Source organism: Rhizobium sp. CFBP 13644 (assembly GCF_014842165.1).
GTDB lineage: Bacteria > Pseudomonadota > Alphaproteobacteria > Rhizobiales > Rhizobiaceae > Agrobacterium > Agrobacterium tumefaciens_C.
Window position 1 is genome coordinate 62,391 of the sequence record NZ_JACYVF010000013.1, and the last position, 21,796, is coordinate 84,186.

Below are 21,796 nucleotides of genomic sequence, written 5' to 3' on the forward strand. Positions count from 1 at the left end.
GCCTAGTTGGAAAGCCCAAGCTGGACGATAGCGTCGGCCAGAACTTCGATACCATCGATGGTGCGGATCGTGGGGTTCATCGCCTGTGCGTCCATGGTGACGATATGGCCCTCTTTGACTGATGGCATCAGGCTCGTAACCGGATCTTCCTTCAGGAATTTCTGCTTGAGCGCGACATCATCTGCCGGAAAGCGCCTGCGATCCATCTTGCCCGCCACGACGATTGTGGGATTAGCCTTGGCGATGGTTTCCCAACCGACCGTCGGCCACTCTTCATTGCTTTCTATGACATTTTTGATGCCGAGTGCCGACATGATATAGCCGGGTGCGCCGTTTTTGCCTGCAACGTAAGGGTCTATTGCAAGCTCTGCGCTGGAGAACCAGAAGACTGCGGAAAGCTGGCCTTTGGCGGAAACGATCTTCTTGCGAGCGGTCTCTTCGCGGGCCTTCAGTTCGGCCACCAGCTTTTCGCCCTTGTCCTGAACATTGAAGATTTGCGCGAGGTCGGCCACTTCCTGATAGATCAGGTCCATGGTGAACACGGAATGGCGCACGCCATCGCCACCACCGGAATTGTCCTTGCCGGTGCAATCGGCGGGCGATGTGTAGACCGGGATCTTCAGTTCTTCAAACTGTTCAGGCTTGGCAACCACACCTTCCGGGCCGACATGCCATTGATATTGCACCGTTACCAAGTCTGGCTTCTTGGCCAGAACGCTCTCGAAACTCGGGTCATTATCCGCAAGCCGGTCGATCTTGGCATTGGCTTCTTCATAGCCCTTGATCACAGGGCCGACCCAAACCGCCGTGCCGACAACCTTATCTGAAAGGCCCAGCAGATAGAGAATTTCCGTGGTGCTCTGTCCAACGGCGACGGTGCGCTCAGGCGCATGCGTGAAGGTGACATCCCGACCGCAATTCTTGAGTGTCAAAGGATAGGACGTCTGCGCCGCATGGGCAGAAGGCAGCGCCGCAAACGAGCTTGCAACCGCGAAGATGGCAGCGCCCATGGCGTGCCTGAAGTGTAATGTCATTTCGATAGTCCCCGATCGTCATGAGTTGCGCAAGGCGCAACTGGGTATGAACATGTTTAGACTGTCAGCCCGCAAAGACGGGACGTTGGGACGATCTGAAACCGGGACATGGCAGATGAATAAGGCGCAGGCTAGCGCTCGATGCAATCACGACGTCTCCTGTTCCGGGCATCCCCGCCCGCGAATTGGATTGAACATATGACGGCAGGTCTCCTGGCTCACGGATTTGCGCCTTCGCCCAACCTTCCCGCAAATCGCTTTGCAGTGGCATGACACTTTTAAAAAAGCGTCATAGGGCTCGACAATCCGCTCACAGTTGCGGGGGCAGCCACGGCATCGGATGTAGGTCCTCACCGTATTCCCTATTATTCCTCACGATTGCTCGCTTGGAACCGTCGCAACCAGTTAGACGCAATCGCGACATACCGTCAAGTCGAATAATTGTTATGTTATTACATATCGACTTGCAAGCGTTGATTTTCGATGTTTCACGGCTCATCCTATCGCACGAAAAAGCCGGGAATCTCTTCCCGGCTTCCATCTCGAATTATCAATCTTGTAGCTGTTATGGCAGCGTGTAGGCGATGACATAGTCACCGGGCTTTGTGCCGACGGAGCCATGGCCGCCTGCAACCATCACCACATACTGCTTTCCGTCATCCATAGCATAGGTCATCGGCGTGGCCTGTCCACCGGCTGGAAGACGACCTTCCCAAAGCTGCTTGCCCGTGGTCAGATCATAGGCGCGCAGATAATTGTCCACCGCCGCACCGAGGAAGGCAACGCCACCCTTGGTAATCATGGGTCCACCAATGCCGGGAACGCCAACCTTGAAAGGCAGGGGAAGCGGCGTCATGTCATAGACGGTGCCGTTCTTGTGCTTGTAGGCAACGTCACCGGTTCGCAGATCAGCACCCGCAACATATCCCCATGGCGGAGCCTGGCATGGAATGCCGAGCGGTCCGAGGAAGGGTCCCATCAACACACCATAGGGCGCGCCATCATTTCTGTTCAGACCCTGCTCGCTACCCTTTTCATCCTGGCCCTTGGGCGGAATCTGGTCGCGTGGCACGAGCTGAGACGTGAAGGCGAGATATGTCGGCATGCCAAACATGACCTGCCGCTCCGGATCGACAGCAACAGAACCCCAGTTGAAGGTGCCGAAATTGCCGGGATAAATCAGCGAGCCGTTAAGCGATGGCGGCGTATAGCGGCCTTCATAGTTCAACTGATGGAATTTGATCCGGCAGGCCAGCTGGTCGAACATGGAGACACCCCACATGTTCGATTCAACCAGCGGCTCTGGCTTGAACGACAAAGCGGATGTCGGCTGCGTTGGAGACGTGAAATCTTCAGGGATTGCACCACCTGGTGCTTTCTCTTCCGTTATGCCCAGCAGCGGCTCACCATTTCGTCGATCCAGCACATAGATATCGCCCTGTTTTGTGGGTCCGACCAAAGCCGGAACGGACTGGCCATCCGGTCTGGTAATATCGAGCAACACGGGCTGTGCGGGAACATCCATATCCCAGAGGTCGTGGTGCACCGTCTGGCGGACCCAGCGATCCTGTCCGGTGTTGATATCGAGCGCAACGATGGAGGACGAGTACTTTTCGACGCTCTCGCTGCGGCCCATGCCGAGCTGGTCTGGAACCTGATTGCCCAGCGGAATATAGACGAGACCCAGCGCTTCATCGACGCTGAAGATGGACCAGCTGTTGGGCGAGTTGGTCGTATAGGTTTGACCAGCCTGAAGCGGTTGTGTCTGGGTCGGGTTGCCCGAATCCCAGTTCCAGATCAGCGCACCGGTGTTAACATCGAATGCCCTGATGACGCCGGATTGCGACTGCGTTGAATAATTGTCGTTGACCGCGCCACCGATGATGATCTTGTTGCCGACGACGACAGGCGGGGATGTTGAGTAATAGTAGCCTGCTGGATTGTACTTCATGCCGTTGGCCAGTTGCAGCGTGCCCTTATCGGCAAAACCTTCACACACGAGCCCGGTCAAAGCATCAAGCGCAATCAGACGCGCATCCGATGTCGGCAGATAGACACGCTGTGCGCAGGCGGCACCTGCCTGTGCAGCCGGATCCGCGTAATATGTCACACCCCGGCATGTCTGGTGCTGGCGATCCGGGTTCAAACCTGCATTCGGATCATATTTCCACTTTTCCTTGCCGGTGGCCGCATCGATCGCGATGGCCCAGTTATGCGGTGTGCAAAGGTAAAGCGAATTGCCGACTTTTAAGGGAGTCACCTGATATGTTGTCTCACCGACATCATCAGGCAATTTGACGTCGCCGGTCTGGTAGCGCCAGGCTTCCTTCAGATCGCCGACATTCTGCGTGTTGATCTGCGCCAGCGGCGAATAGCGTTGGCCATACGAGGTTCGGCCGTATTGATGCCATTCATTATCGGGAACCGGATTTCCGAACTCAGGCGACGCGGTCACCACGTCGGTGGGCAGCGCGCCTTCCATGTCATGCGGGTCCTGCGTCATCGCAAATGCTGCTGCACCCACTGAAACCAGAACGGCAGTTAAAAGTGGGACAGCGTTTGCGCCATAGGAGATGCCCGTGGGGCTGGTAAAGCCCAGTGGCTTTCTGATCCATGGCATAAGAAGCCACATACCGACGACGATGATGAAGCCGCCGCGCGGGCCCAGTTGCCACCAGTCAAAGCCAACTTCCCACAATGCCCATAAGAGGGTGGCGATGACGAAAGCCGCGTAGAAGTGAAGCGCAAGCTTGTTTCTTTTAAACAGCAGAGCGCCGGTCACAATGAATGCGATGCCAGCCAATGCGTAATAGAGGCTGCCGCCCAGCATTGCGAGCTGTGAGCCGAAGCCAAAAATTGCTAAACCAATCAGAGTCAGGACGACTGCAGTGGATGTAATTGCCATAAAATGCCCCCGGCGTGGTCTCCCGCGCCGAAAACACAATCCACTACTAAAAGGTTCCCAAAAAAATCACGATTTGGCCACTTTTCCGAAATCGCTGAATGCAATGCGCATTTCATCAGTCGTTTTTTCCGAGGCAATCATCGCCGCCAGCAGCATCCGAGACTGACCGGCTCTCAATGTCTGCGAATGGATGGCGCCAGCCGCCCTCAGATCGTGACCACCGCCGCCGCCGCCATAACCGGCAACGAGAACGCCCGTCGGCACGCGGCTGGAAACGACGACGGGAACCTTCGCCTCCCGGCACCGGCCAACGGCTTCGACAATGCGCACATTGGCATTGCCGGAACCCAGCGCAGCCAGAACGATACCGTCAGCGCCCGCATTCAGGCTGGCATCGATATGGGTTGCATCACAGCCCGGATAGATGGCGACGATATCCACTCTGACATCTTTGACGCTTGCGGACAGGCCGGGGCTTTGCGGACAGAGAACATGGCCCGCCAGATCAAAGGCATTGCTCTCATCCGAAGAGCGCTTGTAGAGGCCCCATGCCGGAGACAGCGTTCCGCCGAAGCAGACAAGGACGCCCCTCTCGATATTGGATGGATCGACACTCGCTTCGATGGCGGCGGAAAGATTGCCCGGCCCATCCGAGTACGGATGATCTGCGGTGAACTGGGCACCGGTAAAGATGACGGGTTTGGTCAAATGGTGCTGGAGATGAACCAGAAGAGCGCTCTCCTCCATGGAATCGGTCCCATGCAGAATGACGATCCCATCCACGGCGGGATCGGCAAGCTCCTTGCCGACCGCGTCGCTGATATCCTGCATATCGGAAAGCGTCAGGCTGGAGGAATCCTTCGCCATCAACTCCACGGGCTTGACCAGCACATCTGCGGAAGACAGGCCAGACACAAGCGCCTCGCCTGACAGCGCGGGCCTTGCCGCGCCATCATCACCGCGTTTGCTGGCAATGGTGCCGCCGGTGGCGATGACGGCCACCCGCATTTTCGAAAGATCAGTGTCCACGATCTGCCCCGGAGCCAGAGCGTCTGTCTGCATCGGCTTTCGCCAGTTCATGGATGCGATTTCGCAACATATACCAACCCGCAACAAGAGCTGGCGCAATGATGACGAGCGAACCGACCGTCAATGTGCCAGCAGGATAATCCAGCGCCATCAGCACCAGCACGCTGAAAAGAAAGACAAGCGTCATTATGCCAGTATAGGGCGCGCCAAACATTCTGAAATCAGGACGATTCATTTTCCCCCGCCGCGACAGATGCCACAGCTTCAGTTGGCATAACACGATGACTCCCCACGCGCAAATAATGCCAAGCGCAGAAAGATTGAGGGCAATTTCAAAGGCTTCAGCGGGCACGAAGGCATTCATGATGACGCCGATGACGGTGACGACTGCCGTCACTGCAATGCCGCCATAGGGCACGCCAGCCTTGTTCATTTTCGCCAGTGCCGCCGGCGCTGAACCGGAAACCGCCATGGAATGAAGGATGCGGCCTGTGGAATAAAGCCCTGCATTCAGCGACGAAAGAACCGCCGTGAGCACCACAAGGTTCATGATGATATCCGCACCCTCGATGCCGATGGAGCCAAAGAAGGTCACGAACGGGCTCTCACCTGCCTTGTAGGCGGTGTAGGGCAAAAGAAGCGACAAAAGCAGAACCGAGCCGACATAAAACACCAGCAACCGGAACACCACCGTGCGGATTGCGCCGGGAATAACCTTGCGCGGGTCTTCGGTTTCGCCCGCAGTGGTGCCGATCAGCTCAATGGACGCATAGGCAAACAGCACCCCCTGTATGATGATGAAGGCGGGCAAAATGCCATTGGGGAAGAAGCCGCCATTATCGCTGATAAGGCTGAACCCCGTCACATGGCCTTCAATGGGCGTGCCGAAAATAACGAAATAGACGCCAACGACCAGGAAGGTGGCAAGAGCGACGACCTTGATAAGACTGAACCAGAATTCAAGCTCACCGAAAACCTTCACCGACAGCATGTTCATGCCCAGCACGATAATCAGCGCGCCAAGCGCAAAGACCCATTGGTCGATGCCCTGCATCCACGGCACATATTGCTTGAAGAAATTCATGTAGATCGCGACAGCCGTGACATCGGCAACTGACGTCATGGCCCAGTTCATCCAGTACATCCAGCCAACGGCAAAGGCCATTTTCTCGCCGTAGAACTCACGCGCATAGGACACGAAGGAGCCGGATGAGGGGCGGTGCATGATCAGCTCTCCCAATGCGCGCAGCACCAGAAAAGCGAAGAAGCCGCAGATGGCATAGACAAAAACCAATGCGGGACCGGCTGCGGCAAGACGGCCGCCTGCCCCAAGAAAAAGCCCCGTTCCGATGGCGCCGCCAATGGCAATCATCTGGATCTGGCGCGGCTTGAGAGCCTTGTGAAATCCAAGGTCCTCTTTGGACTGAAGGTCTCGTTCGTGATTTTGCTGATTTGACTTTACTGACAATCGCCCCTCCCTCAGAGCTTAAGTCATCCGCACATCCGTTTCATGAGGTCTGGCATCTTGGGCCAGACGCAACGGCTTTGGCGGCTTGGCGTTAAAAATTTCAAAGCGAAATATAAGTCTGTTATGCTGTAAGACAGATTTTGCAATCTCAAATACGTGTCAAATTTTCTGACGTCAAGCATCATTCCAGACGGTCTGACACGCGTGAACGACCAGAAAGCCCCAGCGTGAGGCCGCAAACTGGTTGAAAACAACTGAAGGTATGAGGCTGGCGACAAAGCGCTCTGGCGCGGGTGAGCGCCATTCGAGTTGCACGCTGGCGGGCTGTCAATCGTCGGGAACCATGCGTCGCTAAAGGTTGCGACGCAGACAAGGCCACCTTATCCTAGTGGCCGACGGTCGGTCATGATGGACGTAATGATCTGCTTGACCCGACCGAGATGGGCTTCCATGGCGCTTCTGGCCGCTTCATCCGATCCCGCCGCGATGGCTTCCGCAATCAGACGATGCTCTATATTCGAGGCAGCGCGTCGGTCAGCCATGACGTTCAGCAGTCCCGATTGCTGGCTGAGCGAGTCGCGCGCATCAGAAAGGACCTTGGCGAAAACCGAATTGCCGGACGCGTCGGCAATGGCGCCGTGAAACTCCGAGTCCAGCTTGACCCATTTCTGCGCATCTTCCTGCGCATCCATCGCATCACAAAGCTTCAGGATACCGGTGAGTTGCTCACCCGTGCGCCGAACTGCGGCCCATCCGGCAGCGGGAACTTCAATATAGGGCCGGGCCTCGATGAGGTCGCGAGCGGAGTAACCCCCATAGCTCAGCTCCGGGCTTGGCCTGTCGGTCAGCACAAATGTGCCGCTGCCTGTCCGGGTCTGGGTCATGCCAAGCGTCTGCAAGGAGCGCAGCGCCTCACGCACAATGGGTCGGCTAACGCCGTATTTGCCAGCCAGATGCGTTTCGGCAGGCAAGCGCGTGCCAATACTCAACCGCCCTGAGACGATTGCCAGACGCAAATCCTCAAAGACCGATTCCGCCGCGCTTTTACGGCTGATCGGACTTGTTTCTGATAAAAATTCCACCCCTGCACTCATGCCGCTAACCTTTTATAAACAGGAGATCATTGTCAAGGCATCCGAAGTGGACCTCAGCCGGTTTTGACGAAACAATAAAAGCGAATGCGCCTATTTTTTAAGCGCGCCGAAAAAGATTGCAAATCAATAGGCGCTGCGTCATCTATGCCCCATGACGCTGCGCGACCTGACCATATTGGTGATCGACGAAAACGCCATCCGCGCCTCCATTATCGAGGAGGGATTGCGCGAGGCGGGGCATGACCGTGTGACGGTCATTCATGAAGTGCACGGCGTGGCGCGCATCATCGAAACGCTGTGTCCCGACGTGATCGTCATCGATATCGAAAATCCCAATCGCGACATGATGGAGCATCTGTTCCAACTGACCCGCACTGTCGGGCGGCCCATCGCCATGTTTGTGGATCGATCCGACACCGCATCCATCGAGGCAGCCGTGGAGGCGGGCGTTTCGGCCTATATTGTAGATGGGCTGAAGAAAGAGCGTGTCAAACCCATTCTCGATATGGCCGTCAGCCGCTTCAATGCCTTCAGCCGCCTGAAGCGGGAGCTGGCCGACGCCAAATCCGCACTTGAGGATCGCAAGATCGTTGAGCGCGCAAAGGGCATCCTCATGAAGATGCGCGGTCTTTCCGAGGAGGAAGCCTTCGCGCTTTTGCGCCAGACGGCCATGAACGAAAAGAAAAAACTCTCCGATATCGCGCAAAGCGTGGTGACGGCAGCCGTTCTGTTGATGTGAACGGCTGACGGAGCGAAAGGAAGCAGACCATGACCAGCAACGGTCGCGTAGACAAAGCCCCGGCCCTGATCGGCAATGACAGCCAGCGCACCTTGCGCGCAGGCTTCATTCCGCTTGTCGATGCCTCGGTGCTGATCGCGGCTGCCGAATTCGGCTTTGCGGAGCGTGAAGGCCTGACGCTGGATCTGGTGAAGGACGTGTCCTGGGCCAATGTCCGTGACCGGCTGGCGTTCCGGCAGTTCGATATTGCCCATATGCTGTCGCCCATGCCCGTCGCATCCATGCTGGATCTCGGCTCAAACCCCTCCCCCACCATCACGCCCTTTTCTCTCGGACGTGGCGGTAACGCGATCACCCTGTCGACACGGCTGTTTTCACGCATGCGCGAGCTTACCGGGCTTTCCGAGACGGCAAGCGCACTGGAAAACGCAAATGCGCTGAGAACCCTTCTGCAAGACATGCGCTTGCGCGGTGAAGCCGTGCCGACCTTTGGCGTGACCTACCCCTTCTCATCCCACAATTACGAATTCCGCTATTGGCTGGCCGCTGGCGGCATTGATCCGGATCGCAACGTCAAACTCGTGGTCGTCCCGCCACCGCTTACATCGGATGCACTGGCCGCCGGTGCCATCGAAGGCTTCTGCGTCGGCGCACCATGGAACATGATCGCCAGCGCACGCGGCATTGGCCGCATCGTCGCCGCCAAGCAGGATATCTGGCCCTCCGCCCCGGAAAAGGTCGTGGGCATGCGCCCCGATTGGGCGCAAACACAGCCGGAGGCGGTTTCACGCCTGCTGGTGGCGCTGGATGCGGCGGCACGCTGGTGTGACGATATCGACAATCACGCCACCCTTTCAGAAACGCTTAGCTCCGCGAAATATATCGGAGCACCCGTGGAGATCCTGCGCCAAGCGCTGGCCGGGCGCTTCAGTGTCGATGCCCACGGCAACCAGCGGGTGATTGAACGCTACTTTACCTTCCACGACACATTCGCCAATTACCCCCGCAAAAGTCAGGCGCTGTGGATCTTCAGCCAGATGATCCGATGGGGGCAGACGCGCTTCTCAAGGCAAGCCGCTGAAGCAGCCGCATCGGCCTACCGGACCGATCTTTATCGGCACGCGCTGGGATCGAGCAACGTCCCCGTCGAGCCGGATATCCGCGTGGAAGGCGATAGGGATGGCGACCGCTTCATGGACGGCCATGTGTTCGATCCTATGGACATAGAGGCGTATGTCCGGGCCTTTCCAGTGCGCGCAGGAGACGGCAATGCGTCTGGAAACGAGGAGGTCTGAATTCAGCCTCCTGCACAAATGCTGCGCAAAAATGGATCACGTGCACTCAGCTGCGCAATTTCTAGGCCGTCACTTTTCCTCATAAAACACCCATCCACGCCTCTTCCTTCCCAGATTTAGCCTTTCCTAACAATTGCATAGCCTGACGCCACCAAAACTGGCACGGCGTTTGCTTTGTATAAAACATCCGGTCAACGGCGATCGGAGATAAAAGCGCGTAACCGCTGCTTACCAACGACACAGACGTCGCAAGGTTTTTGCTGCCAGGGGTATCCCCCGGCAAATGCAATCTCCGAGCGGCGTTTTTTTGTTTTTGCACTTTCGCTTTTGCACTTGGGAAACAGGCGCCCTGACGGCGGCTTAAAAATGGGGAACAGGAATGAAACCGACATTCACAGGCAATATAAGCCGCCGCGGCATGCTGAAGACGACGGCAACCGCCGCCCTGATCACCGCCATCCGCTCAGCCTTCCCATCCGGCGCATTCGCCGCGGCGGCAGCGCCTGAAGTGACCGGCGCAAAGCTCGGCTATATCGCGCTGACGGATGCAGCGCCGCTTGTTGTCGCCGCCGAAAAAGGGCTTTTCGCAAAATATGGCATGCCCGATGTCGAGGTGGCCAAGCAGGCGTCGTGGGGTGCCACGCGCGATAATCTGGTGCTGGGCGGCGCATCGAACGGCATTGATGGCGCGCATATTCTCACCCCCATGCCCTACCTCATGCACACCGGCAAGGTCACGCAGAACAATGTGCCCGTCCCGATGGCCATTCTCGCCCGGCTCAATCTCGACAGCCAGGGCATCTCCGTTGCCAAGGAATATGCCGATACCGGTGTTCAGCTCGATGCGTCCAAACTGAAAGCTGCTTTCGAGAAGAAGAAGGCTGAGGGCAAGGAGATCAAGGCCGCCATGACCTTCCCCGGCGGAACGCATGATCTGTGGATCCGCTATTGGCTGGCCGCAGGCGGCATCGATCCTGACAAGGATGTGTCCACCATCGTCGTTCCGCCACCGCAGATGGTTGCCAATATGAAGGTCGGCAACATGGATGTGTTCTGTGTGGGCGAACCGTGGAACGAGCAGCTCGTCAACCAGGGTATCGGCTTTACGGCCTGCACCACGGGCGAACTCTGGAAAGGCCATCCCGAAAAGGCGCTCGGCATGCGCGCCGACTGGGTGGAGAAGAACCCGAACGCCGCAAAAGCCATTCTCATGGCCGTGATGGAAGCGCAGCAATGGTGCGACAGCATGGACAACAGGCAAGAAATGTCGGCCATTCTGGGCAAGCGCCAATGGTTCAACGTGCCACCAAAGGACGTGCTCGGCCGCCTGAAGGGCGACATCAATTACGGCAACGGCCGCGTGGTAGAGGGAACCGATCTGCAGATGAAGTTCTGGAAAGACGGCGCATCGTACCCGTTCCAGAGCCATGATAGCTGGTTCCTGGCTGAAAACATTCGCTGGGGCAAGTTCGCACCCGATACCGACATCAAGGCGCTGGTCTCTGCTGTTAACCGCGAAGACCTCTGGCGCGAAGCTGCCAAGGATCTGGGCGTGGCAGCAAGCGATATCCCGACATCCAAATCTCGCGGCAAGGAAACCTTCTTCGACGGCAAGGTCTTCGATCCGGAAAACCCATCCGCCTATCTCGACAGCCTTTCGATCAAGGCCGCCTCGTAATCACGACAGGATAAAACCATGACCGCAACTGCCCGCAAGACAGACAGCATGGCAACGGCCACCCCAATCCCGAAAAGCGGCACCGTGATCGCGATTGCCCGCCGCCCCGCGAGGGGTTTCAACGCGCGAAAGATTGCCGGGGCCATTGCCCGCAACGTTCTTCCGCCGCTCGTCGTGCTGGTGCTACTGCTCGGCGTCTGGCAGGCGCTCTGTTCCGCCCCCGGCGCAACCTTGCCGCCGCCAAGCCAGGTGTTTCAGGAAAGCTACGACCTGATAGCCTATCCCTTCTTCGTCTATGGCTCGCAGGATATCGGCCTTGGCTGGCGGGTGCTGATTTCGCTGGAGCGGGTCGCTTATGGCTTCGGTCTTGCCGCCATTGCCGGAGTCATCCTCGGTGCCGTCGTCGGGCAATCCATCTGGGCCATGCGCGGCCTAGACCCCATCTTTCAGGTGCTGCGCACCGTGCCGCCGCTGGCATGGCTACCACTGTCATTGGCTGCCTTTCAGGACAGCAATCCATCGGCCATCTTCGTGATCTTCATCACTTCCATCTGGCCCGTCATCATCAACACCGCCGTTGGCGTGCGCAACATTCCGCAGGATTACCGCAACGTGGCGCAGGTGCTGCGGCTGAACCAGCTGGAATTTTTCTACAAGATCATGCTGCCATCCGCCGCTCCCTACATCTTCACGGGCTTACGCATCGGTGTTGGCCTCTCGTGGCTTGCCATCGTTGCCGCTGAAATGCTGACGGGTGGGGTCGGCATCGGCTTCTTCATCTGGGATGCGTGGAATTCCTCCCGCCTGCCCGACATCATCGTTGCACTCGCTTACATCGGCGTCGTCGGCTTTGTCCTCGATAAGCTGGTGGCAGCACTTGGCAACGTCGTCACCCGTGGCGCAGCGGCAAACTGAGAAGGAGATACCCATGAACGCCTATCTCAAGCTTGATCACATCGACAAATATTTCGACAAGGGCGGTGTCCGCGCCGAAGTGCTGAAAGGCATCAACCTCACCATCGACAAGGGAGAGTTCGTTTCCGTCATCGGCCATTCCGGCTGCGGCAAGTCCACCATGCTCAACCTCATTGCGGGCCTGACCAAGGTATCTTCCGGTGTGGTTCTGCTGGAAAATCGGGAGGTGAACGAACCCGGCCCGGAACGCGCCGTGGTGTTTCAAAACCATAGCCTGCTGCCGTGGCTGACGGTCTATGAAAACGTCAATCTCGGCGTCGAAAAGGTCTTCCGCTATTCCAAGACCAAAGCGGAGCGTCACGACTGGGTGATGCGCAATCTCGACCTCGTGCAGATGGCCCATGCCAAGGACAAGAAGCCATCGGAAATTTCCGGCGGCATGAAACAGCGCGTCGGCATTGCTCGGGCGCTGGCCATGGAGCCGAAAATCCTGTTGCTCGATGAGCCATTCGGCGCGCTCGATGCGCTCACCCGCGCCCATTTGCAGGATGCGGTTATGGAAATCCATTCCCGTCTTGGCAACACCATGGTCATGATCACCCACGATGTCGACGAGGCCGTTCTCCTGTCGGACCGCATCGTCATGATGACCAACGGACCTGCCGCCCATATCGGTGAAATTCTCGACGTGCCGCTGCCAAGGCCGCGCCATCGCATCGAGCTTGCCTCCGACCGAACCTACCTCAAATGCCGCGAAGCCGTGCTGAAGTTCCTCTACGAACGTCACCGCTTCGTCGAAGCTGCGGAGTAAACACCCATGACAAAAAAACTTGTCATCATCGGAAACGGCATGGCCCCCGGGCGGATGCTGGAAGAACTCTTCGAGAAAGCACCGGGTCATTATCAGGTCACGATTTTCAACGCCGAACCCCGCGTCAACTATGACCGGATCATGCTCTCGCCGGTGCTTTCGGGCGAGAAGACCTATGAGGACATCATCATCCATGGCGATGGATGGTATATCCAGCACGGCATCACGCTTTATAAAGGCCACCGCATCGTCAAGGTCGACCGCGCCGCCAAAACTGTGACCTCAGACCATGGCGTGACGGAAAGCTATGATAAGCTGGTCATCGCCACCGGCTCCGTACCCTTCATCATTCCCGTTCCGGGCAAGGATCTGCCCGGCGTCATCACCTATCGCGATCTCGATGATGTCGATGCCATGCTGCTGGCAGCCCAGTCACGCGCAAAGGCGGTCGTTATCGGCGGCGGTTTGCTGGGGCTGGAAGCCGCTGCCGGTCTTGCCATGCGCGGCATGGATGTGACGGTGCTGCATGTGATGCCGACGCTGATGGAGCGCCAGCTCGACCCGGCGGCGGGTTACCTCCTGCAAAAAGCCATGGAAGATCGCGGCATCAAGGTCATCACCAAGGCCAACACCAAGCAGATTATCGGCACTGATGCGGTGGAAGGCATCGAACTCGACAATGGCACCATCATCCCCGCCACGCTTGTGGTGATGGCGGTCGGCATACGCCCCAATATCGGCCTTGCGAAGGATGCGGGCCTTGCCGTCAATCGCGGTATCGTCGTGGATGCGGGTATGCGCACATCGGATGGCGATATTCTCTCCGTTGGTGAATGCGCCGAAGTGGACGGCATGGTCTACGGGCTCGTCGCCCCACTTTACGAAATGGCCAGAGTGGCGGCGGCACATCTGGCTGGCGATACAACGCCTGCCTTCGTCCATGCGGACACTCCGACCAAGCTGAAGGTCACTGGCATCAACCTCTTTTCCATCGGTGACTTCGCCGATGGTGATGACCGCGAGGAAATCGTGCTGCGCGATGCCACCGCCGGTGTCTACAAGCGCGTCATTTTGAAAGACAACCGTATCATCGGTACGGTTCTTTACGGTGAAACCTCGGATGGCGCATGGTTCAACGACCTGAAGAAAAAGGGCGTCGATATCTCGGCCATGCGCGATACTCTCATTTTCGGCCAGTCCTATCAGGGAGGGTCCCCACTGGACCCTATGGCGGCCGTTGCAGCCTTGCCGGATGATGCGGAAATCTGTGGCTGTAACGGCGTTTGCAAGAGCAAAATCACTTCGACTATCACATCGAAGGGGCTGACATCTCTCGATGATGTGCGCGCCCACACCAAGGCGTCGGCCTCCTGCGGTTCCTGCACCGGCCTTGTCGAGCAATTGATGACGCTGACGCTGGGCGACACCTACAATCCCGCCGCCGTTCAGCCGATGTGCAATTGCACGGACCTTGGCCATGACGATGTTCGCCGCCTGATCAAGGCCAAGGGGCTGAAGACCATTCCCGCCGTGATGCAGGAACTGGAATGGAAGACATCCTGTGGCTGCGCCAAATGTCGCCCCGCGCTGAACTATTACCTCGTATCCGACTGGCCGGATGAATATGCCGACGATTACCAGTCGCGCTACATTAACGAGCGTGTTCACGCCAATATCCAGAAGGATGGCACCTATTCCGTGGTGCCGCGCATGTGGGGCGGCGTGACCAATGCCAATGAATTGCGCGCGATTGCTGATGTGGTCGACAAGTTCGAGATACCCATGGTGAAAGTGACAGGCGGCCAGCGCATCGATTTGCTTGGCATCGAAAAGGAAGACCTGCCCGCCGTCTGGGCCGATCTCGGCAAGGCGGGGTTCATCTCCGGTCAGGCCTATGCCAAGGGGCTTCGCACCGTCAAAACCTGCGTCGGCTCAGACTGGTGCCGCTTCGGAACGCAGGATTCGACCGGCTTTGGCATTCGCGTGGAGAAATTCATGTGGGGCTCCTGGACACCAGCCAAGCTGAAGCTGGCCGTCTCCGGCTGCCCGCGCAATTGCGCGGAAGCCACCTGCAAGGACATTGGCGTCATCTGCGTTGATAGTGGTTACGAAATCCACTTCGCCGGTGCAGCGGGCCTCGACATCAAGGGCACGGAAATTCTCGGCCTCGTCAAAACCGAGGATGAGGCGCTGGAGCACATTGTGGCGCTGACGCAGATGTACCGCGAACAGGGCCGTTACCTCGAGCGCATCTACAAATGGGCCAAGCGCATCGGCTACGACGAAGTTCGCCGCCAGATTATGAGCGATGCCGAAAAGCGCAAGGCCTACTTCGAGCGCTTCGTCTTCAGCCAGAAATTCGCGCAGGTGGATCCATGGTCGGAGCGTGTGTCGGGCGAACACAAGCACGAGTTCAAACCCATGGCGACCATCGGCTTCAATCAAGCCGCGGAGTGACCGCCTGCCCATGAGGCAGACGGGAAACATGGGCAATCGGGTAGGGCGAAAAGAGGAGTTCGCCCCATCTGAAATTCTCACGGCAAACACGGGACGAAAATGATGAACTGGGTCGATATTGGCGATATCTCGGACATTCCCCTGCGCGGCGCGCGCTGCGTCAAGACACCCTCCGGCAAGATCGCCGTCTTCCGCACGGCGGAAAACGATGTCTATGCCATCGAGGACCATTGCCCGCACAAGGGTGGACCTCTCTCACAGGGCATCGTGCACGGCGCATCGGTCACGTGCCCGCTGCACAATTGGGTGATTTCGCTGGAAACCGGCAAGGCGCTGGGCGCGGATGAGGGTGCGGTGCGCACCATTCCCGTTCGCAATCTGGACGGCAAGCTGTCGATTGCACTTGAAAGCCTCATGATTGCGGCGGAGTGACCATGGCAACCGAGGTCAAGACCACCTGTCCCTATTGCGGCGTCGGCTGCGGCGTCATCGCAAAAATTGCCGATGATGGCGCTGTCACAGTCAAGGGTGATCCCGACCACCCGGCCAATCTCGGGCGGCTTTGCTCCAAAGGTTCGGCGCTAGCCGAAACCATCGATCTCGACGGGCGTCTTCTGCATCCGCAGGTCAATGGCAAGCGGGTGACATGGGACAGTGCGCTTGATCTTGTGGCCTCGAAGTTTTCTGAAGCCATTGCCGAACACGGACCTGACTCGGTGGCCTTCTACGTCTCGGGCCAATTGCTGACGGAAGACTATTACGTCGCCAACAAGCTGATGAAAGGCTTCATCGGCTCGGCCAATATCGATACCAATTCGCGGCTTTGCATGTCGTCTTCAGTCGCAGGCCACCGCCGCGCTTTCGGGTCTGATACGGTACCTGGTCTTTACGAAGACATTTTCGAGGCCGATCTCGTCATCCTCACCGGCTCCAATCTGGCCTGGTGCCACCCCGTCATTTACCAGCGTCTGGCTGCGGCCAAAGTTGAGCGACCGCATATGCGGATCGCCGTCGTAGATCCACGCCGCACCATGACCTGCGATATCGCAGACATGCATTTGGCCATCCGCCCGGATGGTGACGTGGCGCTGTTTAACGGACTTCTTGCGCATCTGGCCACTAGCCGCGCCATCGATCAGACCTATGTGGAAAGCTTCACCAGCGGTTTCGACGCCGCGGTCCAGTCCGCCGGAGAATACAGCCTCACCGATATTGCAGAAGCAACCGGGCTGACCGTTGCCGAACTGACCCAATTCTATGACCTGTTCGAGCGCACGCAGAAGACCGTCACATGCTACAGCCAGGGCGTCAATCAATCAGCCAGCGGCACGGACAAGGTCAATGCCATCATCAACTGCCATCTGGTAACCGGCCGCATCGGCAGGCCGGGAATGGGACCGTTCTCGCTGACAGGTCAGCCCAATGCCATGGGCGGGCGCGAAGTCGGCGGCCTTGCCAACATGCTGGCAGCCCATATGCATATTGAAAATATTGAAGATCGCAACCGCGTCCAGCGTTTCTGGGGTTCGCCCGCCATCGCAGGCAAGCCCGGCTTGAAAGCCGTGGACATGTTCAAAGCCGTGGCCGATGGCCGGATCAAGGCAATCTGGATCATGGCCACCAACCCCGTGGTTTCCATGCCGGATGCAAGTGCGGTTGAAGCCGCTTTGCGGGCATGCCCATTCGTCGTTGTATCCGATATCATGCAGACCACCGATACGACACGCTATGCCGATGTGCTTCTTCCATCTCTGGGCTGGGGAGAAAAGGATGGCACCGTGACCAACTCAGAGCGTTGCATATCGCGCCAGCGCAGCTTTCTGCCTTTGCCCGATGGTGCCATGGCAGACTGGCGACAGTTGGGAGAGGTTGCTCAACGCATGGGTTTCGGCAAGGCTTTTGACTACAAGACGCCAGCCGACATCTTTGCGGAACATGCGGCCTTGTCGGCTTTCGAGAATCATGGTGCCCGTGATTTCGATATTGGCGCATGCAGCGACATCGCCGTCGACGAGTACGAGAGCCTGCCGCCATTCACCTGGCCCAGAAGCGCAGGGCAAGAGCCACAGACCAAACGCTTCTTTGCCAACGGAAACTTCTTCCATTCCGATGGCAGGGCCCGCTTCATCACCACCGCCCTGCCCCGGACATCGCGCATCAGCGCCGCCTATCCGCTCACACTCAATACAGGCCGCATTCGCGACCAGTGGCACACCATGACGCGCACCGGAAAAAGCACCCGCCTTTCCGCGCACATGGCCGAGCCCTTTGTGGAAATTCACCCCCGTGACGCGATGGAAGCGGGCATAGAAACCGCTGATCTTGTGAAAGTCGAAAGCCCGCTTGGCGAAATCATCGTACGCGCCCTCGTCACCGAACGGCAAAGAGCGGGCAACATCTTCGTGCCCATGCACTGGAACGACCAGTTTGCGGCCAATGCGCGCGTGGACAAACTAGTTCCGCCGCTGACCGACGCTTTCTCCGGGCAGCCGGCATCGAAAAACATCGCCGTCAAAATGCAGCGCTTTGACGTGAAATCCTATGGCTTTGCTGTATCAAGCCAGATGCCGGAAACGCTTGATTGCGCCTATTGGGCGGTGGCCAAGGCGCAAGACGGTTGGCGCCTCGAACTGGGCTTTGATGAAGCGCCGGATGACTGGACCCAATGGACGCGCAATGTGTTTGCTATCGCGCCGCATATTGAACCGGTGGGATATGCCGACAGAAAGGGCGCTCAGGTCCGCCTTGCCTTCTTTGACGGAAACAAGCTGCTGGCAGCAATTTTCATCGCAGACACGCCCGTTGCCGTTGCGCGAAGCTGGGCTGTCTCGCAACTTTCCGCAAGCTATGATGATATCCGCGCCCGCTTTGGCCTTGTTGCTGGCAGGCCGGGCGCACATGGCGCAGATCCGGGTGCCACCGTTTGCTCCTGTTTCGGTGTCGGTATCAACCAGATAACGGCTGCCATCCGTGATGGCTGCCGATCCGTTGAAAGTGTGGGCGCAGCTACGTGTGCTGGAACAAATTGCGGCTCGTGTCGCGCTGAAATCCGTGGATTGATCGATGTTTGTCTGAAAACCGCCGCGCAGTGACTGCAAAGGGTTGCGATTGGCGGCGATATGGACTGTGGTGCCGCAGAACCGAATCTCAAAGAAGACATGCGTGAACACTGATCCCTTCCATATTCTGAAAACCGTCTATGGTTACGATACGTTCCGTGGCCAGCAGGCCGACATTGTCCAACACGTGATTGCAGGTAACAACGCCTTCGTGCTGATGCCAACAGGCGGCGGCAAATCGCTCTGCTACCAGATCCCGGCCCTGTGCCGCCCCGGAATGGGGCTTGTGGTTTCTCCGCTGATCGCGCTGATGGTCGATCAGGTTGCAGCCCTGCGCCAAGCGGGTGTCAGGGCTGAAGCGCTCAACTCCAATCTCTTGCCGGACGAGCGGCGCGCATTATGGGCCGATATCCGCGCCGGTAAGGTCAGCATTCTCTACGCTGCGCCCGAGACATTGCTGAAAGCGGACGTTCTCGATGCGCTGGAAAACGTATCCCTGTCGCTCATCGCCATTGATGAAGCCCACTGCCTGTCTCAATGGGGTCATGATTTTCGCCCGCCATACCGGCAGCTGGATTTGCTGACGGAACGCTTTCCGAACACGCCACGCATGGCTCTGACCGCCACGGCAGACGAGCCGACCCGTGCCGAAATTCTCGAACATATGCGGATCGACGCCAAGGATGCGTTTATTGCCGGGTTTGACCGGCCAAATATCCGCTATGCCATTATGGAAAAGGACAATCCAAGGGCGCAGGTCAAACGCTTCCTGAGAGATCATCAGGATCAAAGCGGCATCATCTATTGCCTGTCGAAACGCAAGACGGAAGAGACAGCCGAGTGGTTGCGCAGCGAAGGCTACGACGCCCTCTCCTATCACGCTGGCATGTCGCGCGAAGATCGAGAGGCAAACCAGACCCGCTTTCAGCACGGCGAGGCTATCATTATGGTGGCAACAATCGCTTTCGGAATGGGCATTGATAAGCCGGATGTCCGCTTTGTGGTCCACATCGATTTGCCAAGCAGCATCGAGGCCTATTATCAGGAAACAGGACGCGCCGGTCGCGATGGTTTAGCGTCCGATGTACTCATGCTGTACGGGTCAGACGACATCGCGCTGCGCAATCGCTTTATCGAAGAGTCTGATGCGCCCGACCAGCGCAAACATATGGAACGACAAAAGCTGGATGCCCTGCTGGGCCTGACCGAAACGGCGGGATGCCGAAGACAGGCACTGCTTTCCTATTTCGGTGACAGCTGCGAACCCTGCGGCAATTGTGATACCTGCGCCGAACCGCCAGAACTGTTCGATGGGGCCATCGCGGCTCAGAAAATCCTGTCCTGTGTCTACCGAACCGGTGAACGTTTCGGACAGGCTTATATCATCAGCGTTCTGCTGGGCGCCGAGGATGAGCGCATAACACGCTTCGGCCACGACAAGATTTCCACATATGGCATCGGCAAGGAGCACGATAACCGCACATGGCGCGCCATCCTGCGCCAACTCATCGCGGCTCGTCTGATCGAGGTCGATCTTGCCGGGCACGGCGGGCTATCGATATCTGACACGGGACGGGATTTTTTGCGCGAAAAACCAACCCTGATGCTGCGTAAACCGCAGGCCCCTCGCAAAACCAGCCGTGACCGGCAATCAAGCGGTGCTAAAACTATCGATCTGCCAGCCGAAGATGCCGCTCTCTTTCAGGCGCTGCGGGAGCGGCGGATGGAAATCGCACGCACGCAGAACCTCCCGCCCTATGTCATTTTCCACGATAAGACGCTTATCGAACTCGCGGGCGCCAGACCCACCTCCCGCAGTGAAATGGCAGAAGTGCCTGGCGTCGGTGAGGCAAAACTGGTCCGTTACGGCCCCGCTTTTCTGGAAGTCATTGCAGAGTTTCAGTCCCGATGATCAATCATGAGACGGTGGAAGCCACCGCCTCATGAGGAATTTCAGCTAGGCTCGAAACGAGTGATACCTGGCGGATTAGAGACCCTTCTCTCAGGCAGCAACAGGCTCGCTGACATCATCGAGCAAGAAATGCACGATCACGTAAGGTATCTGGAACGGCTTGCCGCTGTCCGACATCTCTTCCTCAGAACCACCATCGACGGGATGCCATTTCTGATAGTGAGGATTGTTGGCTATCAGCGTGATAGCCTTACCGGACATTGGTCCTTCGAGACGGTAACGTGCCTCCGCAAGCGGCCAGATGCGCTCATAATCGCTCTGCGTCATCCGCACCTTCAATGCCTGCCGCCGGGTCGCTTGCCCATTGGGTTGCCCAGCTGGCGCCGACGCAGGCACATCCAGCATCACCTCCTGCGCATCTTTCAAAATAGAATTGAATTCGTCCGGCCAAGTCCGTCTCATGAAATGCTCCTCCCAGGCTTTTCTTCGTCAGCACAGGAAATATAGCGCGTCTATGACAGCAAGCAATCCCGTTTTGTGTAACGACCAGTTAAAGGAGAAAAGGTGCGTTCGCCTGCGATAGGGAACTAGACTTTGCAACCGAGACGTCGGGGCGAAACTCCAAGCAGAGTGCGCTTAATTCCTTGGTCCACTCAATGACCCAAAGTTGACGTCAAGTGGAGTAGTCCAACTGTACGAGGTCAAAGCATAATACGAAATTATCCGCAAAAGTTGCATGAATTTCTTCGGATTTCTTTATTTTCCATGTGGAAAGATGAGACGCTGCGCCCGACGAAGTACTCACCGAACCGAGTACTTTCTCAGTGCTTACAGTCATAACAACTGGATCCAAGGACCATACATGAAGCTAATCCTCACTGTGCCCCTGTCACTGGTACTTATGTCCCTAAACAGCTGCACAACGTCGCCGATCAGTCCAATGGCAACCAATCAAAATCCTGATGCCTGCGGCGCGTCTCAATATCAAAAATATGTCGGCGGCCAATCCTCTGCGACATCCGCCTTGAAGATTCCCGACAACTCACGCCATTATGGACGGCATGAACGCACCGCGGCTGATACTCCGTCACGGCTGAACTTTGTGCATAGTGGTACCGCCGTCGAAAGCGTTACAAATCCCAAGTCGACCGTTGTGAGGGTTTTCTGCGGTTGAATACCGCAAACCCTCAATGCGATTTTGCGTTAAACAGTCAAGATGACATATCGCGAAGACGGAACTGCGCTTTATTCATAGATAAAACAAAAGCCCGTCGGCGATCGCTGACGGGCTTAATCATTTACGGAGTTTACCAATAAATTTGGTTGCGGGGGCAGGATTTGAACCTGCGGCCTTCAGGTTATGAGCCTGACGAGCTACCGGGCTGCTCCACCCCGCGTTA

Annotated in this window: 15 protein-coding genes, 1 tRNA gene and 1 riboswitch; of the genes, 9 read left to right on the forward strand and 7 right to left on the reverse strand. The window is 57.4% G+C overall.

The annotated features are described in order from the left end of the window. Positions 1-2: 2 nt before the first annotated feature. From IFT53_RS22225 to IFT53_RS22245, 5 genes are all read right to left on the reverse strand, one after another. Positions 3-1,010 carry an ABC transporter substrate-binding protein gene (locus IFT53_RS22225; protein WP_244656443.1) on the reverse strand — a complete coding sequence of 336 codons (1,008 nt, stop codon included), beginning with the start codon at positions 1,008-1,010 and terminating at the stop codon, positions 3-5. A gap of 210 nt (positions 1,011-1,220) precedes the next feature. After that, a riboswitch (cobalamin riboswitch) is annotated at positions 1,221-1,446 on the reverse strand. Positions 1,447-1,599: 153 nt separating this feature from the next. Then, positions 1,600-3,939: a glucose/quinate/shikimate family membrane-bound PQQ-dependent dehydrogenase gene (locus tag IFT53_RS22230; RefSeq protein WP_192068031.1), complete on the reverse strand. Its 2,340-nt coding sequence runs from the start codon at positions 3,937-3,939 to the stop codon at positions 1,600-1,602. Positions 3,940-4,005: 66 nt separating this feature from the next. Then, positions 4,006-4,947, reverse strand: coding sequence for an asparaginase (locus tag IFT53_RS22235; RefSeq protein ID WP_192068119.1), 942 nt, complete (start codon positions 4,945-4,947; stop codon positions 4,006-4,008). Between the two features lie 10 nt (positions 4,948-4,957). Next, positions 4,958-6,436: an amino acid permease gene (locus IFT53_RS22240; RefSeq protein WP_192068029.1), complete on the reverse strand. Its 1,479-nt coding sequence runs from the start codon at positions 6,434-6,436 to the stop codon at positions 4,958-4,960. Positions 6,437-6,816: 380 nt separating this feature from the next. Continuing rightward, positions 6,817-7,530 (reverse strand): FadR/GntR family transcriptional regulator, encoded by a 714-nt coding sequence (locus IFT53_RS22245; protein WP_192068028.1) that lies wholly within the window; start codon positions 7,528-7,530, stop codon positions 6,817-6,819. A 151-nt stretch (positions 7,531-7,681) separates the two neighbouring features. Here IFT53_RS22245 and IFT53_RS22250 point away from each other — a divergent pair, with 151 nt between their 5' ends. The 9 genes from IFT53_RS22250 (at position 7,682) to recQ (ending at position 20,396) form a co-directional block, all read left to right on the forward strand. Continuing rightward, the gene (locus IFT53_RS22250) at positions 7,682-8,269 is read left to right on the forward strand and encodes an ANTAR domain-containing response regulator (RefSeq protein WP_192068026.1); all 588 of its coding nucleotides are present in this window, start codon (positions 7,682-7,684) and stop codon (positions 8,267-8,269) included. A gap of 29 nt (positions 8,270-8,298) precedes the next feature. Beyond that, positions 8,299-9,564 (forward strand): CmpA/NrtA family ABC transporter substrate-binding protein, encoded by a 1,266-nt coding sequence (locus IFT53_RS22255; protein WP_192068024.1) that lies wholly within the window; start codon positions 8,299-8,301, stop codon positions 9,562-9,564. A gap of 379 nt (positions 9,565-9,943) precedes the next feature. Then, the gene (locus IFT53_RS22260) at positions 9,944-11,242 is read left to right on the forward strand and encodes a CmpA/NrtA family ABC transporter substrate-binding protein (RefSeq protein WP_192068022.1); all 1,299 of its coding nucleotides are present in this window, start codon (positions 9,944-9,946) and stop codon (positions 11,240-11,242) included. 48 nt (positions 11,243-11,290) lie between these two features. Continuing rightward, positions 11,291-12,157 carry a nitrate ABC transporter permease gene (gene ntrB, locus IFT53_RS22265; RefSeq protein ID WP_446737708.1) on the forward strand — a complete coding sequence of 289 codons (867 nt, stop codon included), beginning with the start codon at positions 11,291-11,293 and terminating at the stop codon, positions 12,155-12,157. A gap of 13 nt (positions 12,158-12,170) precedes the next feature. Beyond that, positions 12,171-12,968, forward strand: coding sequence for an ABC transporter ATP-binding protein (locus IFT53_RS22270; protein ID WP_192068019.1), 798 nt, complete (start codon positions 12,171-12,173; stop codon positions 12,966-12,968). A gap of 6 nt (positions 12,969-12,974) precedes the next feature. After that, complete coding sequence (gene nirB / locus IFT53_RS22275) at positions 12,975-15,425, forward strand: nitrite reductase large subunit NirB (protein WP_192068017.1); 2,451 nt, start codon at positions 12,975-12,977, stop codon at positions 15,423-15,425. Between the two features lie 102 nt (positions 15,426-15,527). Then, complete coding sequence (gene nirD / locus IFT53_RS22280; RefSeq protein ID WP_192068117.1) at positions 15,528-15,857, forward strand: nitrite reductase small subunit NirD; 330 nt, start codon at positions 15,528-15,530, stop codon at positions 15,855-15,857. A 2-nt stretch (positions 15,858-15,859) separates the two neighbouring features. Continuing rightward, entirely contained in the window at positions 15,860-18,517 is a 2,658-nt protein-coding gene (locus tag IFT53_RS22285; RefSeq protein ID WP_192068015.1) for a nitrate reductase, read from the forward strand. Between the two features lie 70 nt (positions 18,518-18,587). Next, a complete protein-coding gene (gene recQ, locus IFT53_RS22290; RefSeq protein ID WP_192068013.1) occupies positions 18,588-20,396 on the forward strand; it encodes a DNA helicase RecQ in 1,809 nt (602 codons plus the stop codon). Between the two features lie 90 nt (positions 20,397-20,486). Here recQ and IFT53_RS22295 read toward each other — a convergent pair whose 3' ends face one another. Together IFT53_RS22295 and IFT53_RS22300 are read right to left on the reverse strand one after the other, a co-directional pair. Continuing rightward, positions 20,487-20,858: a hypothetical protein gene (locus tag IFT53_RS22295; protein ID WP_192068011.1), complete on the reverse strand. Its 372-nt coding sequence runs from the start codon at positions 20,856-20,858 to the stop codon at positions 20,487-20,489. A gap of 858 nt (positions 20,859-21,716) precedes the next feature. Next, a tRNA-Met gene (locus IFT53_RS22300) sits at positions 21,717-21,793 on the reverse strand. Positions 21,794-21,796 lie beyond the last annotated feature (3 nt).

Coding starts and splice junctions, on each gene's coding strand:
- IFT53_RS22225 (WP_244656443.1), bottom strand. CDS start 1,010: ATGGGCGCTGCCATCTTCGCGGTTGCAAGCTCGTTTGCGGCGCTGCCT.
- IFT53_RS22230 (WP_192068031.1), bottom strand. CDS start 3,939: ATGGCAATTACATCCACTGCAGTCGTCCTGACTCTGATTGGTTTAGCA.
- IFT53_RS22235 (WP_192068119.1), bottom strand. CDS start 4,947: ATGCGGGTGGCCGTCATCGCCACCGGCGGCACCATTGCCAGCAAACGC.
- IFT53_RS22245 (WP_192068028.1), bottom strand. CDS start 7,530: ATGAGTGCAGGGGTGGAATTTTTATCAGAAACAAGTCCGATCAGCCGT.
- IFT53_RS22250 (WP_192068026.1), top strand. CDS start 7,682: ATGACGCTGCGCGACCTGACCATATTGGTGATCGACGAAAACGCCATC.
- IFT53_RS22255 (WP_192068024.1), top strand. CDS start 8,299: ATGACCAGCAACGGTCGCGTAGACAAAGCCCCGGCCCTGATCGGCAAT.
- IFT53_RS22260 (WP_192068022.1), top strand. CDS start 9,944: ATGAAACCGACATTCACAGGCAATATAAGCCGCCGCGGCATGCTGAAG.
- ntrB (WP_446737708.1), top strand. CDS start 11,291: ATGGCAACGGCCACCCCAATCCCGAAAAGCGGCACCGTGATCGCGATT.
- IFT53_RS22270 (WP_192068019.1), top strand. CDS start 12,171: ATGAACGCCTATCTCAAGCTTGATCACATCGACAAATATTTCGACAAG.
- nirB (WP_192068017.1), top strand. CDS start 12,975: ATGACAAAAAAACTTGTCATCATCGGAAACGGCATGGCCCCCGGGCGG.
- nirD (WP_192068117.1), top strand. CDS start 15,528: ATGAACTGGGTCGATATTGGCGATATCTCGGACATTCCCCTGCGCGGC.
- IFT53_RS22285 (WP_192068015.1), top strand. CDS start 15,860: ATGGCAACCGAGGTCAAGACCACCTGTCCCTATTGCGGCGTCGGCTGC.
- IFT53_RS22295 (WP_192068011.1), bottom strand. CDS start 20,858: ATGAGACGGACTTGGCCGGACGAATTCAATTCTATTTTGAAAGATGCG.